The 15794-nt window shown below is 28.3% G+C and carries 17 protein-coding genes, 3 tRNA genes and 1 pseudogene; 16 read left to right on the top strand and 5 right to left on the bottom strand.

The window, feature by feature from the left end:
- Positions 1-4: 4 nt before the first annotated feature.
- The 16 genes and pseudogenes from gmk (at position 5) to tig (ending at position 12625) form a co-directional block, all read left to right on the top strand.
- Positions 5-607, top strand: coding sequence for a guanylate kinase (gmk, locus tag NPA13_RS00370; RefSeq protein WP_257089243.1), 603 nt, complete (start codon positions 5-7; stop codon positions 605-607).
- On the top strand, positions 600-1367 hold the full coding sequence (locus NPA13_RS00365; protein ID WP_257089241.1) for a PP2C family serine/threonine-protein phosphatase: 768 nt from the start codon (positions 600-602) through the stop codon (positions 1365-1367). The genes gmk and NPA13_RS00365 overlap by 8 nt, the downstream gene beginning before the upstream one ends.
- Positions 1360-2364, top strand: coding sequence for a serine/threonine-protein kinase (locus tag NPA13_RS00360; protein WP_257089239.1), 1005 nt, complete (start codon positions 1360-1362; stop codon positions 2362-2364). The genes NPA13_RS00365 and NPA13_RS00360 overlap by 8 nt, the downstream gene beginning before the upstream one ends.
- Positions 2364-3221, top strand: coding sequence for a ribosome small subunit-dependent GTPase A (gene rsgA, locus NPA13_RS00355; protein WP_373457117.1), 858 nt, complete (start codon positions 2364-2366; stop codon positions 3219-3221). Before NPA13_RS00360 ends, rsgA begins: the two co-directional genes overlap by 1 nt.
- Complete coding sequence (locus tag NPA13_RS00350) at positions 3199-3885, top strand: ribulose-phosphate 3-epimerase (RefSeq protein WP_373457116.1); 687 nt, start codon at positions 3199-3201, stop codon at positions 3883-3885. The genes rsgA and NPA13_RS00350 overlap by 23 nt, the downstream gene beginning before the upstream one ends.
- Positions 3886-4004: 119 nt before the next feature.
- A tRNA-Tyr gene (locus NPA13_RS00345) sits at positions 4005-4088 on the top strand.
- Positions 4089-4092: 4 nt separating this feature from the next.
- Positions 4093-4167, top strand: a tRNA-Gln gene (locus NPA13_RS00340).
- 143 nt (positions 4168-4310) lie between these two features.
- Positions 4311-5756: a proline--tRNA ligase gene (proS, locus tag NPA13_RS00335; RefSeq protein ID WP_257089238.1), complete on the top strand. Its 1446-nt coding sequence runs from the start codon at positions 4311-4313 to the stop codon at positions 5754-5756.
- Positions 5757-5933: 177 nt separating this feature from the next.
- A pseudogene (locus tag NPA13_RS00330) lies at positions 5934-7579 on the top strand (IS1634 family transposase).
- A 176-nt stretch (positions 7580-7755) separates the two neighbouring features.
- Positions 7756-8211: an MG284/MPN403 family protein gene (locus NPA13_RS00325; protein ID WP_257089236.1), complete on the top strand. Its 456-nt coding sequence runs from the start codon at positions 7756-7758 to the stop codon at positions 8209-8211.
- Positions 8204-9445, top strand: coding sequence for an MHO_1580 family protein (locus NPA13_RS00320; protein WP_257089234.1), 1242 nt, complete (start codon positions 8204-8206; stop codon positions 9443-9445). The genes NPA13_RS00325 and NPA13_RS00320 overlap by 8 nt, the downstream gene beginning before the upstream one ends.
- The gene (locus NPA13_RS00315; RefSeq protein ID WP_257089232.1) at positions 9405-9863 is read left to right on the top strand and encodes an MHO_1590 family protein; all 459 of its coding nucleotides are present in this window, start codon (positions 9405-9407) and stop codon (positions 9861-9863) included. Before NPA13_RS00320 ends, NPA13_RS00315 begins: the two co-directional genes overlap by 41 nt.
- Before the next feature lie 14 nt (positions 9864-9877).
- Positions 9878-10099, top strand: a complete 222-nt coding sequence (locus NPA13_RS00310) for an acyl carrier protein (RefSeq protein ID WP_257089230.1) — start codon at positions 9878-9880, stop codon at positions 10097-10099.
- A gap of 19 nt (positions 10100-10118) precedes the next feature.
- A tRNA-Trp gene (locus tag NPA13_RS00305) sits at positions 10119-10193 on the top strand.
- Between the two features lie 46 nt (positions 10194-10239).
- Positions 10240-11235: an NAD(P)H-dependent glycerol-3-phosphate dehydrogenase gene (locus tag NPA13_RS00300; protein WP_257089228.1), complete on the top strand. Its 996-nt coding sequence runs from the start codon at positions 10240-10242 to the stop codon at positions 11233-11235.
- An 88-nt stretch (positions 11236-11323) separates the two neighbouring features.
- On the top strand, positions 11324-12625 hold the full coding sequence (gene tig, locus NPA13_RS00295) for a trigger factor (protein WP_257089226.1): 1302 nt from the start codon (positions 11324-11326) through the stop codon (positions 12623-12625).
- 141 nt (positions 12626-12766) lie between these two features.
- Here tig and NPA13_RS00290 read toward each other — a convergent pair whose 3' ends face one another.
- From NPA13_RS00290 to NPA13_RS00270, 5 genes are read right to left on the bottom strand one after another with little or no spacing between them, the layout of a single operon-like run.
- On the bottom strand, positions 12767-12991 hold the full coding sequence (locus NPA13_RS00290; RefSeq protein ID WP_257089224.1) for a TM2 domain-containing protein: 225 nt from the start codon (positions 12989-12991) through the stop codon (positions 12767-12769).
- Between the two features lie 53 nt (positions 12992-13044).
- Positions 13045-13977, bottom strand: a complete 933-nt coding sequence (gene tsaD, locus NPA13_RS00285) for a tRNA (adenosine(37)-N6)-threonylcarbamoyltransferase complex transferase subunit TsaD (RefSeq protein ID WP_257089222.1) — start codon at positions 13975-13977, stop codon at positions 13045-13047.
- Positions 13977-14510, bottom strand: a complete 534-nt coding sequence (gene tsaB / locus NPA13_RS00280) for a tRNA (adenosine(37)-N6)-threonylcarbamoyltransferase complex dimerization subunit type 1 TsaB (protein ID WP_257089220.1) — start codon at positions 14508-14510, stop codon at positions 13977-13979. Before tsaB ends, tsaD begins: the two co-directional genes overlap by 1 nt.
- Positions 14510-14905 carry a tRNA (adenosine(37)-N6)-threonylcarbamoyltransferase complex ATPase subunit type 1 TsaE gene (gene tsaE, locus NPA13_RS00275; protein ID WP_257089217.1) on the bottom strand — a complete coding sequence of 132 codons (396 nt, stop codon included), beginning with the start codon at positions 14903-14905 and terminating at the stop codon, positions 14510-14512. Before tsaE ends, tsaB begins: the two co-directional genes overlap by 1 nt.
- A gap of 1 nt (position 14906) precedes the next feature.
- Positions 14907-15758, bottom strand: a complete 852-nt coding sequence (locus NPA13_RS00270; protein WP_257089215.1) for a DegV family protein — start codon at positions 15756-15758, stop codon at positions 14907-14909.
- Positions 15759-15794 lie beyond the last annotated feature (36 nt).

Raw genomic sequence — 15794 nt, 5'->3', positions numbered from 1 at the left:
AACTATGAATACATCTAAAAATCCAATTATTATTTTCACTGGACCTAGTGGTGTAGGAAAAGGGACAGTTGAAAGATTATTATTCGAATACGATGAGTTAAACTTATCGTTATCTTGTTCTGCTACAACAAGACTTCCTAGAGAAGGGGAGTTAGATGGTATTCATTACTATTTCATTGATAGAGATAGATTCAGAGACAAAATTAAAAGTAGAAAATTTCTTGAATTTTCTTACCATTTAGATAATTATTATGGAACTTTATATTCTGAGTTAGATAAGATTCATAAAAAACATAAAGTGCCTATGTTAGAAATAGAAACAAATGGTGCTAAACAAGTTATTAAGAAGTTCACTCAAGATACAAGAGAAGCTGATAAATACCACTTAATAACTATATTTTTAGCTCCACCATCAGTTGATGATTTAAGAAAAAGAATTTTAAACCGTGGTTCTGAAAATCCACAAACTCTTAAGAGTAGACTTAAAAAAGCTGAAGAAGAAATTGCTGATTCACACATTTTCCAATACATCGTTGTAAATGATGTTCCTGAAAGAGCGGCAGAAGAAATCAGAAGCATTCTACACAAGGAGCTTGGAATTGAGTAGTTTCTATTTTGAATCATTACAAGGTATTAGACCTAAAAACGATGATAGAGTAGCTGTATTTGAAAATGATACAGCTTATTTATCTATTCTATGTGATGGAATTGGTGGACAACCACACGGTGATACAGCTGCTCAAACAATAATTTCAAGATTTAAAACAGAATTTGAAAGCATTGGAACTCTTAATTCAGCAATTGCTATTGAATATTTTATAAAAAACACATTTGACAAAGTTCATAATGATTTTTACAACTTAATCAAAGAAGATCCATCAAAATTTACAATGGGTTCAACTTGTGTTGGATATTATTTTTCTAAATTGTTAAATTCACTTGTGATTTTTAACATCGGTGATAGTAGATGTTATTTATTAACTAAAAAATCTAAAAAAACAGAGCTTAAGTTGATGACAAGAGATCACAACTTATTAAATAAGCTTACTGAAGAAAATAAAGATTCATCAACTTTTTCAGATAGCTATTTAAGATTGCTTGTTAATGCTATTAGTTACAATAACAAAAAACATTTTGATGTTGACTTATTTGTTTTAGATCCAAAATCATTAGATATTATTGAGTGAATTTTATTAACTTCAGATGGTATTCACGAATTTGTTTCAACTTCAAAAATTGAAAATATTTTAACATCAACTAATTATCCTGAAGAGGCTACTAAAAAGATAGTCTCAGAGGCACAAAAGAATAAATCAAGTGATAATATGAGTATAGTTTTACAAAGATTGAGAGGTACAAATGAGTAAATCAAATGAACGAATTAATTTAAATCCTCAATCTACTATTTATAAAAAATACGATGTTCAAAGAATTCTCGGAACAGGAGGAATGGGAACTGTTTTTTTGGCTACATTCAAGAATGATAAAAACAAAAAAGTAGCAATTAAATATCTAAATAATATTTTTAATGAAACTGAAGCTAAAAGATTTGAAGATGAAGCTAAATTACTTTCAAAAGTAAAATCTAAGTACTTACCAAGTTTTTATGAGCATCATAAAAGTTCATCTGAAGAATACTATGTTATGGAATATATTAGTGGTTTGACATTGCACGACCACATTCGAAAACATACATCCTTAAGTGCTAAAAAAGCAAGATCATACATTATGGAAATTGCTGAAGGAATAGGTGAACTTCATGCACACGGAATCATTCACAGGGACATAAAAAGTCAAAATATCATAATTACTAATGACCAAAAAATTAAAATCCTAGACCTTGGTATTTCATTGACCCCTGAATCACAAAGATTAACAAGAGAAAATGCAGTTATTTGTAGCCCATATTATGCAGCGCCTGAATACTCAATTAAAAACCACAAAATAACAAAAGCTGTTGATATTTATGCTTTAGGTGTTTTATTGTTTGAAATGTTAACAGGAACTTATCCATACAAAAGCGAACACGAGCACGAAACAATAACATTGCATTATAAGGGTACATTCCCATCAGCCAGAAACTTTACTGATATCCCTCAAGCATTGGATAATGTTATCTTGAAAGCTACAGCTAAAAAACCTGCAGATAGATATCAAACTGTTTTTGAATTTAAAAAAGCGGTCAGCGAATCGCTTGATTCATCAAAAATGTTTGAGACACCATTGAAACCTGGTAAAGCTAAACAAAAGAAAAAACTTAGCAATATTATCAACAGCAATGCTTTCCTAATTACAATGATTGTTATTATTCTTGTAATAATTCTTGCAGTAGTTTTATGATTCACAATTTGAGGTAACAATTAATGATTTACAAAGTCACAAAAATTGTTGCAGGAATTTATACATTGCAAAATAATCAAGGCGAGACTTTAAATATACCTGCAGCAGGTAAATTAAGATACCAAAATCAAACACCTATTGTCGGAGATAATGTTTTAGTTGAGAATAATCAATTAAAGGAAATCTTAGAAAGAAAAAACGAATTCATAAGACCCAAAGTTGCAAACATTGATCAAATGATTGTTGTAATGTCTGTTAAGGACCCACAATTTCAATTTTTTTTAGTTGATAAATATCTTGCAATCATTGAATTTAAGAAAATTAAACCAATTATCTTTTTAACCAAGACCGATTTAGATCCTGAATACTCTAGAGAAATTTATGAATATTACTCAAATATGGGTTATAAAGTATTTTTAATCGACAATCTAAAACCATCAAGCTACATAAATGAAGTTAAACAAATATTTAAGGACAAATATTCTGTTTTTATGGGTCAAAGTGGTGTTGGAAAAACAACAACTATCAATAATTTGGGCCAATTTAGCTTTGACACTCAAGAAATTTCTAAGGCACTAGGAAGAGGAAAACATACAACAAGAGTTGTGTCAATAATCCCTTTTAATGATGGTTATGTTATTGATACACCCGGCTTTTCATCCTTAAATTTGGATTTAACACCAGTTGAATTAGCACAAAGTTTTGAAACATTTTATGAGTTATCAAAACTTTGTAAATTCAGAAACTGCTTGCACATAAACGAAAAAGATCAAGATTGTGCTATTAAGCATCAAATTAACACTAAGCTAGTTCCTTTAAAACGTTATGAAAATTATGTAAAATTAAATCAAGAAATTAATGAAAATAAAAGAGGATTTTAATATGACAAAATATGTAACACCAAGTTTATTAAATGTTGAAAAAGAAAACAGATTAGCAATGGCTAATACATTGGTTGAAAATGGCATCAAATGAATTCACTATGATGTTATGGATGGAAAATTTGTTCCTAACACAGCAATTAAAGTAGAAGAAATTGAAAACATCAATAAAAATGGTTTAAAACACCTTAAAGATGCTCATTTAATGGTTGTTAACCCCTATGATTATGTAGACCAAGTTAAAGATGTAGTTGATATCATCACATTCCATTTTGAAGCTATCAAAGATGATCTTAAAAAATTTGATGAATTTTTAACTCAAAAGTATGATGAATTAAAAATCGGTTTAGCAATCAAACCATCTACATCAGTTGATGAAATTAAGCCATTTTTAGATAGATTAGCTCTTGTTTTAGTTATGTCTGTAGAACCAGGTGCTGGAGGGCAAAAATTTATGCCATCTGCGTTAGAAAAAATTGCTTACTTAAAAGATTTGAAAATTGAAAATGGTTACGAATACTTAATTCAAGTTGATGGAGGAATTAACAATGCAACTGGACCAGAAGCTTTTAAAGCGGGTGCTGATGCATGTGTTGCAGGAACATACATTGTTGTTGAACCAACAAAAGAAAGAATTCAATCAGTTTTAGGACATCATAGATAATTTTAGAAATTAGCAACAATTGTTGCTTTTCTTTTATATTTTTTCACTCTTATATAACCTAATAAAAAACATTTTTTATTTTCAAAATATTTTTTTTGTTTTATAATATTGATGTGTTTGGGGGGATAGCAAAGCGGCCAAATGCGGGTGGCTGTAACCCACTTTCTTAGGATTCGGGGGTTCGAATCCCTCTCCCCCCACCATGATTGCCCCATAGCCAAGCGGTAAGGCAGTGGGTTTTGGTTCCACGATGCGTTAGTTCGAATCTAACTGGGGCAGCCATATCACCGAAAGGTGTTTTTTTTATTACCTTTTTTACATTACTTTTTTATTAAAAACGCAATTTTTGAATAAAAATAGTTTAAATTTGCGCTTTTTGAATTTTGACCTCTTAAATTTATCTTTTGTGCTAAAATTTAAAAACTATGAATAATAACAAACAATTAGACAAAATTACACCATTAGAACAAGACTTCACTCAATGATATACAGACGTTGTTCAAAACGGAAAATTAATGATGTACGGACCTACAAAAGGTACAATGTTTTTACTTCCTAACTCATATGGAATTTGAGAACTAATTCAAGAAAATTTAAATAAAGCATTCAAAGAAAAAAATGTTCAAAATGTTAACTTACCATTATTAATTCCTGAATCACTTTTCAACAAAGAAAAAGAACACATTGATGGATTCAATCCTGAACTTGCTACAGTTACAATGGCTGGTAATAAAGAGTTAGATGAGAAACTTTTTATTAGACCTACATCAGAGGTTTTATTTGCACACTTATTTAAAAACTCAATTCAATCATATAAAGATTTACCAATGATCTACAACCAATGAGTAAGTGTTATTAGATGAGAAAAAACAACTAGACCATTTTTAAGATCTAGAGAATTCTTATGACAAGAAGGACATACAGCTCATTCATCATCACTCGAAGCTAGAACTCTTTCAAAAGAAATGATTAAAGTGTATTCTAAATTCCTTAAAAAATACCTTGCTATTCCTACTATTATAGGTAAGAAAACACCAAATGAAAAATTCGCAGGTGCATGTACAACTTGAACAATTGAAGCTATGATGAAAAATGGATATGCTCTTCAAGCAGGAACTAGCCACTATTTAGCTCAAAACTTCTCAAAACCTTTTGAAATTCTTTTTAAAAATGAAAAGAATGAATTTGAAAATGTTTATCAAACATCATGAGGTTGCACAACTAGATTAATTGGTGCGCTTATTATGACACATGGTGACAATAGAGGAATTATCATCCCTCCTTATGTTGCTCCAGTTCAAGTTGATATTTTAGAATTATTCGCAAATAAGAATCTACAAATTCATGAAACAGCTGAGAAACTTTTTGCTGACCTTTCAAGAAAATTCCGTGTTAGATTAGATGATACTGATAAAAACCCAGGTTTCAAAGCTTCAAACTCAGAAATCCAAGGAGTTCCATTAAGAATAGAACTTGGACCTAGAGATTTAGAAAACAATCGAGTTACAATCGTTAGAAGAGATACTCTTGAAAAATCACAAGTAGCAATTAAAGATGTTAAAAATGTTGTTTCAGACTTATTAAAACAAATTCATGATAATTTATATGAACAAGCCGAACAAAGATTAATCAACAATCAAGAATACGTTTATAACTACGAAGATTTTAAATCAAAAATAGCTGAAAACAAGTTTGTTATTGCTCCATTTTGCTGTGATGGAAATGTTGAAGATCAAATCAAAGAAGACACCGGAGCAACAGCAAGATGCATTCCTCTTTCTTTAGACAAACCAATCAAGGATGTTGAGTGTTTTTGAGAGGGTTGTGACAAGAAAACAAGTAGATATGTAGTCTTTGCAAAGGCATATTAAAAATGATGTTGTACATCATTTTTTTATATTCTATTTTTGCATTAAATCCTGAGTTTCCAAGTTGGAAGCTCATTTTTTATAATTTTTAAACTCTACTTATATACTATGTATATAAGTAAAAATCAAAAATTTTTATTTTTTACAATGATTACAATGATAATAGTGTATAATTAAAGCATGAGCAATTACATTTTATATAAAAGAAACAACCCAAAAGGTATCTATTTAGCAATTGGAATTTCAAAAGGTTATGGTAAAGGAATTGGCGATTTAGTCGGTTTAGGCTATTGAGAAGAAATCAAAGATAAATATTCTTTGCAAAACATTGATGATTTAAAGGCAATCGCAAAATTAGTTCCATTTACAAACAACAAAGTTGAAGCAAAGAGCAAATTTTTTGAATTGCTAGAGCCAACATCTGTTGAAACCAATGTTAAAAATGTTGGAATTGATTTAATTTACAAAATTATCAAAGAACTAGACTTATTTAGTTCATTGCCAAAAAGCAAGCACAAATCATTAGAAGAAGTTCTTGAATTTATCATTGGAACCAGAATTATTTTTCCAAGAAGCTACATTTGTCAATATAAAAACAAAAATGATTTTTACACAATGTTGAAATTAAAAATCATCAATTTATAACTATTTTGATACTTTTTAACAAATAAAGAAACTATTTTGTTCAATCTTTACAATAAATTACAAGAGTTAACTAATAGAAACAGTAAACAATTACACTTTGACAATACAACTGTTTATTTTGAAAGTTTTTCAAGAAAAGGCGTAAGACAAAAAGGTTTTTCAAAAGACGGCAAACATGATGAAGACCAAATTGTAATAGCAATGGCAACAGACAATAATGGAATACCTTTTCATTACAAAATTTTTGAAGGAAATACTGCCGATTCACAAACTTTAATTAAGTTTTTAATTGAAATGGAAAGAATTTACAAAATTAAAGACGTGTCAATTATTGCCGACAGAGGAATTAGTCAAAATGCTAACTTAAGATTTTTAGAACAGAAAGGATATAAATACATCGTTCAAAAACGTATTGATAACCTTAGCGAAGCAGACAAAAAATTCATCATTGAAGATAAAGATTATATGTTGGAACATGAAATGTTTTCAAAAAGCAGATTTGTGGAATCTGTTTGAGCAAACAATAGAAAAAGAAAAGATTTAATCAAACACTTAGAAAACAAATAGTTTACTTTAGTCCAGCAAAGAGAAGCTTGACAGATTAAAAGAGCTTTTTCGATATCAAAATATGAGAAAAATCAATAAATAATGTAATTTGCTTAAGCGATCTTGTTCCAGAATATAAGAAAAATATATGGATGTTGAAGGCAAAACAATTGCCAAACTAAATTACTCTAAAATTAAAAAATAGCTGATCAAGATGGTTTCTATATGATTGAAACCAACATACCAGATTTAACAGCGCAAAGAGCTAATGAAATTTATAAACAACAATGAAAAATTGAAGAAGGTTTTAGAACATTGAAATCTTCGCTTGAAGTTAGACCGATGTTTGTTCATAAAGATTCTCACATTCAAGCACATGTTTTCTTGTGTTTCTTAGCATTGATTGTCTTAAAATACTCAATTTACAAACTTAAAAGTTCTATGAAGATAATGGTGAAATTCAAAAAGTAACTATGAATATGTTTATAGATGCCTTAAAACTTATAACAATAACAACTAAAACTGTAAATGGTAAAGTTGTTGTTGAAATCATTAATAATTTAGATCCAAATCATTACGAATTAAACAAAATATATAAAGATTTTTCATTTGTTATAGAAAATCTATCATTGTAATTAAAAATACAAAAAAACGAAAACGCCTTATTTATAGGTGTTTTCGTTTTTTAACCCTTTTTAACTTGGAAACTCAGGATTAAATGTAAACAAAGCAATGCCTTTGTTCTTTTTTAGTATTTTTTTGATCAAAATCGGTAATTTTTTTACAAAATAAGTGTGAAAGGAGGAAAAATATGGCCAAAAATATTCAAAAAATAATTCCATATATAAATTTATTAAACGGAGAAAACATGCAACAAAATCTATTAACCGAAGCACAAGAAAAAGCGTTATATGCTCAAGAGTGCGCAGTAGTCAATAATATATTTAAATTAAGAGATATTTTTATTAAAAATCTTAAAAGTAAAATAGTCAATTTAGAAACTATTTTAAGACACAAAAATGATCCTGAGGTTTCTAAACAACTCGAGATTGAAACTAACAAACTCAAAAAGGACTCTTCATTAGTTGGATTAGTTTTATCATTAATGAAAATTCAAAATTCTTGAATAATCAACAAAATGTATTGTGACGAAGAAACAAGATATAACAAGGAATGATATACTGATTATTTCTCAAAGACCACATTCTACAAGAGAAAACGAGACGCTATCAAAGAGTTTATAGAAATCTACTTTAACTATGTATAACATTGTGTCCATACACAATCAGGATACTTATATCGTTGAGCAAAGAGACTTCAAAGTAAACATATTAAATGGTGGAAATCTAGGAAATTTTGATCTAAGTAATTTTGATTTACCATTTATTATTAGTATAGATAGAATTTTATCAAATGGATATACAGACATCAGTTTTGGATTTAAAGATAAAATCAATACACCATTTACTGAAGCTCTTAGATACCTTCTAAAAAGAAGATTTAATCTAAGCATTTTAAATAATAAATTTACTATTAAAGCTTATGTTTTTGTTAATAAGGAACAAAAAGCTGAATTTAGTACTGACGATTTTGGACTTAGTAATTTCAAGAGACTGAATTTCATTGAGTTAGATACACCATTCAATAAATTAAATTCAATCTTCATTAGGTTTACATTTACAGCCAAAGTTCTGGGAATTGAGGAAGAATTATTTAAGGAATATCAAGTAATTTTTGGGAATGAAATTAAGAATTCACAACAAATATCTCCACAAAATTTATTATTTAAAATCAAAGTGCCTTACTCATATGTTTTGAATTTTTCTGAAAATTCAACTTACTGAACTAAAAAGTACTATCACAATATCATTTTAGAATTACCAAAAATTAATAATACAAATCAATTCACGAATTTATTGAAAATTACACAATTTAATGATAAAAAAGATAATTTTATGCCTGGAGAAAACAATAAAAATACAGATATGCAAATTAATGTCAATGAAGTTCATATAAATAATTTCTTGTCCAAAAATGAAAAAATTAATTTGCATTTAGAAAAGGAAAATGACGATAATATTCATCACTCTGGACTAATTGAAAATAACTTTTATCACAAGGTAGTAAGGATAGATGACTATTTAACTACTAATGAATCAGATGTGACAATTAACAAAATTCCAGGTTTAATACCTAGTAAATCGTTAAAAATTCCATATCAATATAGTGGTCTATTAACTTTCAAATTTCCAATTTCAACACCTTATTTCAATTTTGATTTCATCAAAACTTTTGATATCAAACCCACTCAACTTTACGAAAGTAATGCAGATAAAAGATTGAAAATTACTTATTTTGATGATGACAATCCTAAAGTTACATATCGCTTCGTAATTGACTTAAAGGAATCAATCAAAATAATTAAAGAAGAATTTTTCAACTTCAATGAGTTCATTTTAGATGAACAGACAAAGAAAAGACTTAATCAAAAAAATCAGTAAAGTTGTTCTTATTTGTCTTGCTGGTGGTTCAATAGGAACTGGTGCATACTTTCTACATAGAAACTTATCAGAAAATAGAAAACAGTTTGAAGAAGCTCCTGGCAAAAGATGAAAAAGAATTGATGGAAAAATCAAAAATTATTACGATTACGAAGAAGATGAGAATTCCTGATTTTTTCCAACATTAGAGGCGAAATATTTTGAAAAATTTGTAAAAGTTGATGAATATGGATTTAAATACATCGATGAAGATATTGTTAAATCTGTAATTCACGACGTAATAAGAAGATTTTCTACAAAATATGGTTCAATTTTGTTCGATTATAAAATTATCAATAAAAATCAAATTTTTATTTATATGAAGCACATTAATGAAGACAAAGTAAAAACTAAAACCTACTTAATAGAGCTTAAATAATATATAATTAAGCTATGAATTCAAATATTAAAGACTTAGTTTTTAGTGAACTTAAAAAAATATCTAAAAACAAAAACATCACAGAAGACTCTAATATTAGAGAACTTGGGGTTGACTCACTTGATCTAGCTGAATTAATTTTTGATGCTGAAGAAAGATTAGGAATTACAATTTCTGACGATGAATTAAGAGATGTAAAAACAGTTAAAGATGTTATTAGGATTTTAGATAAATAATATATAATATAGATGGCTTAGGAGTATAGTTCAACGGTAGAACAACGGGCTTCAACCCCGTGTGTTGTGGGTTCGAATCCTGCTACTCCTGCCATTTTTTTATACTCTTTTTTTATATTAAATAAAGTAAAATTAGTAATATGAAAGAAAAAATTAAATTCGGTGTGCTAGGGACTGGAGCTTTCGGTTCTGCATTAGCAAATATTTTAATTGAGAATAATTTCCCAGTAATGATGTATGGAATTAATGAACAAGAAATTAGCGATATTAACGATGGATATAATCGCAAATTTTTTGGTGAGATTCCATTTAAAAACTCTAATCTTATTTCAGCAACAAATGATTTAAGTTACTTTTATGAAAATGTAAACACAGTTATCCTAGCTGTTCCATCAGTTGCAGTTGGTGTAATTTTAAGACAATCAGCCAAAGTGCTTGGAAACAAAAAAATTAGCATTATCAACTTATCAAAAGGTCTTGAACCTGAAACAAAACAATTCTTTTCTGACTATATAACTTCTGCATTTGATAAAAATCTTGAAAATCTTGCGTCAATTATGGGGCCATCATTTGCGATTGAAGTTTTTGAAGGAAAACTTACAATGGTTAACATTGTGGGGACAAATTCAAAATTCAACCAAGAAGTTGCACAATGCTTTAATAATTCACATTTTTATGTAAAACCATATGATGATATTAAAGGCGCTGAGGTCTTTGCTGCTCTTAAAAATGTTTTAGCCATTGGATTAGGGATGACATCAGTTTTATATCCGGGTCAAAATTCACACGCCGGACTCCTTACATTAGGGACTTATGAAATATTTAAAATATATAAAACTATGTTCCCTAATGAGGAAGATACAATTGGTTACAATTTTGCAGCTATGGGGGATATTTTCTTAACATGTTCATCACCTACAAGTAGAAACTTTAGTTTTGGTATTAATGTTGCAAAAGTAGGTGTTAGCGAAGCTTTAGCAACACAAAATGTAACTACCGAAGGTTACGATACAGCAATAACATTACAAAAAATAATTGAAGAATATAACATTAAAGATATTCCGTTTTTACAAGGAATTATCGATGTTTTATTCAATGACAAAGACTCAAAAGTCATTTTAGATTCAATAATTTAAACGTGCTCTCGCATGTTTATTTTTTACACCCTTAATTTTTAATATAGTGTAAAATATTATTAATTTATTAATAATATTGGAGGTAACCGTGATTACACATACAAAAGATAAGAAAAAATCAGAAGTTGTTGTTAAAGTTAAAATTAATCAAGCAGATTTTGATAAAAAATTAAAAGAATTTACAGACAAATTAGCTAAAAAAGTTAAAGTTAAAGGTTACAGACCAGGAAAAGCTCCTAAAGCTGAAATCGAAAAATATGTAGACCACAGAGCTGCATTTACTGATACAGTTAACTCATTTAGCAATGAAAATCTTCCAGCTGTTTTTGATTATGCTGCAAAAAACAAAATTAAAGCAGCTAGATACCCAATGTTAGACTTACAAAAAGATGGTGAAGATCTTTACTTAGTTTACATTTTTGTTGAAGAACCAGATTTTGCAGTAGATCCTAAAAAATTAAAATTAGACTACAAATCAATTAAAGTAGCTAAAAAAGATGTTGATGATATGAAGAAAGATATCCAAGAAAAATTATCTGTTAATGAAGAAATTACAGATAAAAAAGCTAAAACAAAACTTGGAGACACAGTTAACATTAACTTCAAAGGATTTATTGACAACACACCATTTGAAGGTGGAGAAGCTGAAAACTATGATTTAAAATTAGGTTCAAAAACATTTATTCCAGGATTTGAAGATCAACTTGTTGGTAAATCAGTAGGATGAAAAGGTGATGTAGTTGTTACATTCCCTGCTGACTACTTCGTTAAAGAATACCAAAACAAAGAATCAGTATTCCAAGTTTCAATTAACTCAATAAAGAGATTAAAATTATTCGAATTTACAGATGAAAATGTTAAATTACTTGGTGATCCAAAAATCACAGATCTTAAATCACTTGAAAAAGAACTTAAAAACAATGTTTTCATTAAAAAATTCTTCTCAAACGTTGATTCATTCTACCTTTCATTAATTGAACAAACAATCAAATTAGCAAAAGTTAACTTACACCCATCATTCATGGAAGAAAGACTTGGATTATTAAAATCTGAATTCGAAAAACAATTAAAACAATTTGGAATGAAGAAAACTGAGTACTTACAATTAATCAAATCATCAGAAGCTGATTTAGAACAAGAATTTGTGAAACAAGCTACAAAAGATGTTGAAAACGCTAAAGCTATTCAATACTGAGTTGCTAAATATCCAGTTAATGCTTCAGCAGAGCAAATCGTAGAATTTACATCAAAAATTGAAGCGTTTGGATTTAATAAATCTGTAGCAAACAACTTAATTATCTCAGCATTAAGAATGTCATTAATTTTAGCTGACGTAAACTCAGAAGCTGCAGCTAACTTAGAAAGTGACTTTACAAAAATTACAAAATAATACTTTTAATGATTAACTAACTCATTTAAATAATATGAGTTAGTTTTTTTATGCCTTGTTTCTGTAAAATAAGTAAATTAAAAAATGAACAACTTATATTGTTCATTTTAAAAAACATAATTTTAATTAGTAATAACTAAATTATCATTTTGAAATTTCGTTACCATTTGCATCTTTTTGTTTTCCACAAACAGCTAAAATGAAGTCAACAATTGGTCAAATTCCAACTGAAAATCATCATCCTACTAAAAGTTTTAATAAACCTAATCCGATTCTTCCAGCATAGAATCTGTCTACTCCAAATGCTCCTAAGAAGAATGATAATAAAGTTAAAACTAATCTGCTTTTTGGTGATACTGAATTCATAAATGCCTCCTAATTAATCTATTAATTTAATTATAAATTATTTAAAAGTTTTTTTATTTTTTCCAAGAAAAAGCTAGATAGGCAACTTGAGCTATCATAGCACCATTATCTGTTGCGTATTTTAATGATGGAACAATAGCGTTTTTATGCAATTTACAAAACTCTTCCCTTAGGTAAGAGTTAGCAGAAACTCCACCGCCTAAAACTAAAGTTTTAACATCATGTTTCTCTAATGCTGCTTTAGTTTTACTAATCAAGTAGTCAATAGCTGTTTTTTGAAAAGAAACAGCAAGTTGTTCCTTGTCAAGTTCTTCATTTTTCATTTGAGCTTTGTTAACTTTATTTAAAACTTGTGTTTTAAGACCACTAAATGAAAAATCTAATTCATTTTCTGTGTGTGGAAAAGTTAATTTTGTAAATTCACCATCATATTCTTTGAAAAGCTTATCGATAATTGGTCCACCAGGAAAACCTAGACCTAATCTTGAAGAAACCTTATCAAAAGCTTCTCCAACAGCATCATCAAGTGTCTCTCCGATGATTTCCAAATCATCTACATCTTTAGCATAAATTAATTGCGTATGTCCACCAGAAACTAATAAACATAATGCAGGGAATGCAATTTCGTTAGTTAATGTGGCTGATAAAAAGTGACCAACAAGGTGATTGACAGGTACTAAAGGCTTATTTATTGCTAGTGCAAAAGCACTTGCAAATAAATAACCAACTTGTAGCGTTCCTATTAAACCAGGTTCTTTCGTGTAAGCAATATAATCAAAAGAATTTGGATCATATTTTTGCAATATTAATTCCTGAATAAGTGCAATATTTTTAACATGCTCACGTGAAGCTATTTCAGGAATAGTTCCTCCGAACTCTTTAAAAATATCAATTTGTGAAATAGTTCATAAATCTAAAACTTTTCCATCTTCTAAAACTGCTAAAGATGTGTCATCATGGGAAGTTTCAATACCTAAAATTCTCATTAGTTTACACCTCCGATTTGAGGTTGTTTAATATATAAAGGTTCTACGCTCATAGTGTTTTCTTCTTTGAATTTATCTTTAAAATCCTTGAAGCTATCAATCATCTTTTTATAATCTACTTTGTCAACTTCAGTTGAATCCTTATCAACTATTTGAATGGTGTTTTTATCATAAAAATATACTTTTGAACCTTGTGCGTCAGTATAGAAATTTTCTTTATTAGGACTTAATGTTTCTAAAATTTCAAATGTATTAATTGTAAAGAGGGGTTTTTTAAATAAAAGAGCAAAAGTTCTAAAGTAAACTAAAGAACTTCTTACACCAGTGAAAAAACCTGGTCCCTTGTTTATATAAAAGTTATTAATTTTATCTACTGTTAAATTATTTTTGCTCAATAACAGTTGAAATTGTTCAGTTATTAACTGAACTTTTTTCTTATAACCTTCTAATAAGACAAAGTCAACAACATCGAAATCTTTATCAAATAAAACTAAAACAAAGTCCTCTGTTGCTGTATCTAAATAAACATTCATTATTTAACCTCTACAATTTCAAAAACATGTTTTTCATCTTCATTAATATATGCATTAATTTTTACATAATGTGTAAAATCTAAATTTTCCAAGTTAGCTCATTCAATAACAACTAAATTATCATCAAAATAATCTTCAAACTCATAAATTGAGGATTTAAAGTTGTATAGATCAATATGAATTAGACCGTCATAGTCTTTCATATATGAAAAACTTGGCGATGTAATCTTCTCTTTTATACCTATTTTTTTACCTAATAATTTAGTGAAAGTAGTTTTTCCAGCTCCTAAATCACCTGATAATAATAAAAATTGTTTCTCTTTAAATAGTTCAAAATTTTGATTTATAAAAAGTTCTAAGTCTTGTAGACTAGAACAAACGATTTTTTTTAGCATTCTATAAAGTACTAATTTTTTCTTCAGTTAAGTTTTTAGCTAATTGAACTACAACAATAGTTTCAGGCCCTGTATGAACTGAAATACAGTTAGGTAATAATGTTGTGAAAACTCTATTTTTCCCCTTGCTTTTTATATAATCAACAACATCTTTTAAGTCACCTGAATTTGAATGGATAATTAAGATATCTTTATCGTTATCCTTTAATTTAGCATCAATATTCTTGTAAATTGTTTTTAAGAATACTAAACCTTTTCCTTCTTTTTCTAATTTCCCTTTATAGAAACTTACAATAGGAATGATTCTAAGCAATCTAGCAACAACGGCTGCAGCAGGTGTTAATCTTCCTCCTTTTAATAAGTATTCATTGTGTTTAGGAAAAATTGAAACTTTTTGTCTCTCATCTCATTGTTCAATTTCTCTAATTGCTTCATCAACATCAGTTCCGTTTTTGATTAATTCAACAAAATCTCAAACTTGAAGCGTGATTAATGATGCAACAAAAATTGACTCAATAACTCTTAATTTTGGATATGATGATTCAAGAGCCTTTAAGTTTTGATATTGACTTGATAAATGTTTTGAAATAGGGAAAACAACAACATAATCGTGTGTTTTTGATAACTCACTAATTAAATCTTCTGCTACCCCGATTGGTGTTGCAGAAGTTCTATAGGTTTTTGTATCTAAATTAAAGTAAGTGAAAAAATCTTCTGGCGTTAAATCGATACCATCATTGTATGTTTTTCCGTCTAATTCAATTCTTAAAGGAAGATAAAATCATCCTAAATCTTCAGCTTGTTTTTTATTTAATCCTGAAGCTGAATCTACTACTATAGCTACCTTTTTCATAAATTCAATTATATTAAATTTATGTATAATTTTGTT

The sequence above is a fragment of the Mycoplasma sp. 2045 genome (genome assembly GCF_024582715.1).
Lineage (GTDB): Bacteria > Bacillota_I > Bacilli_A > Mycoplasmatales > Metamycoplasmataceae > Mycoplasmopsis.
This window is presented reverse-complemented; position numbering and strand designations above follow the sequence as displayed.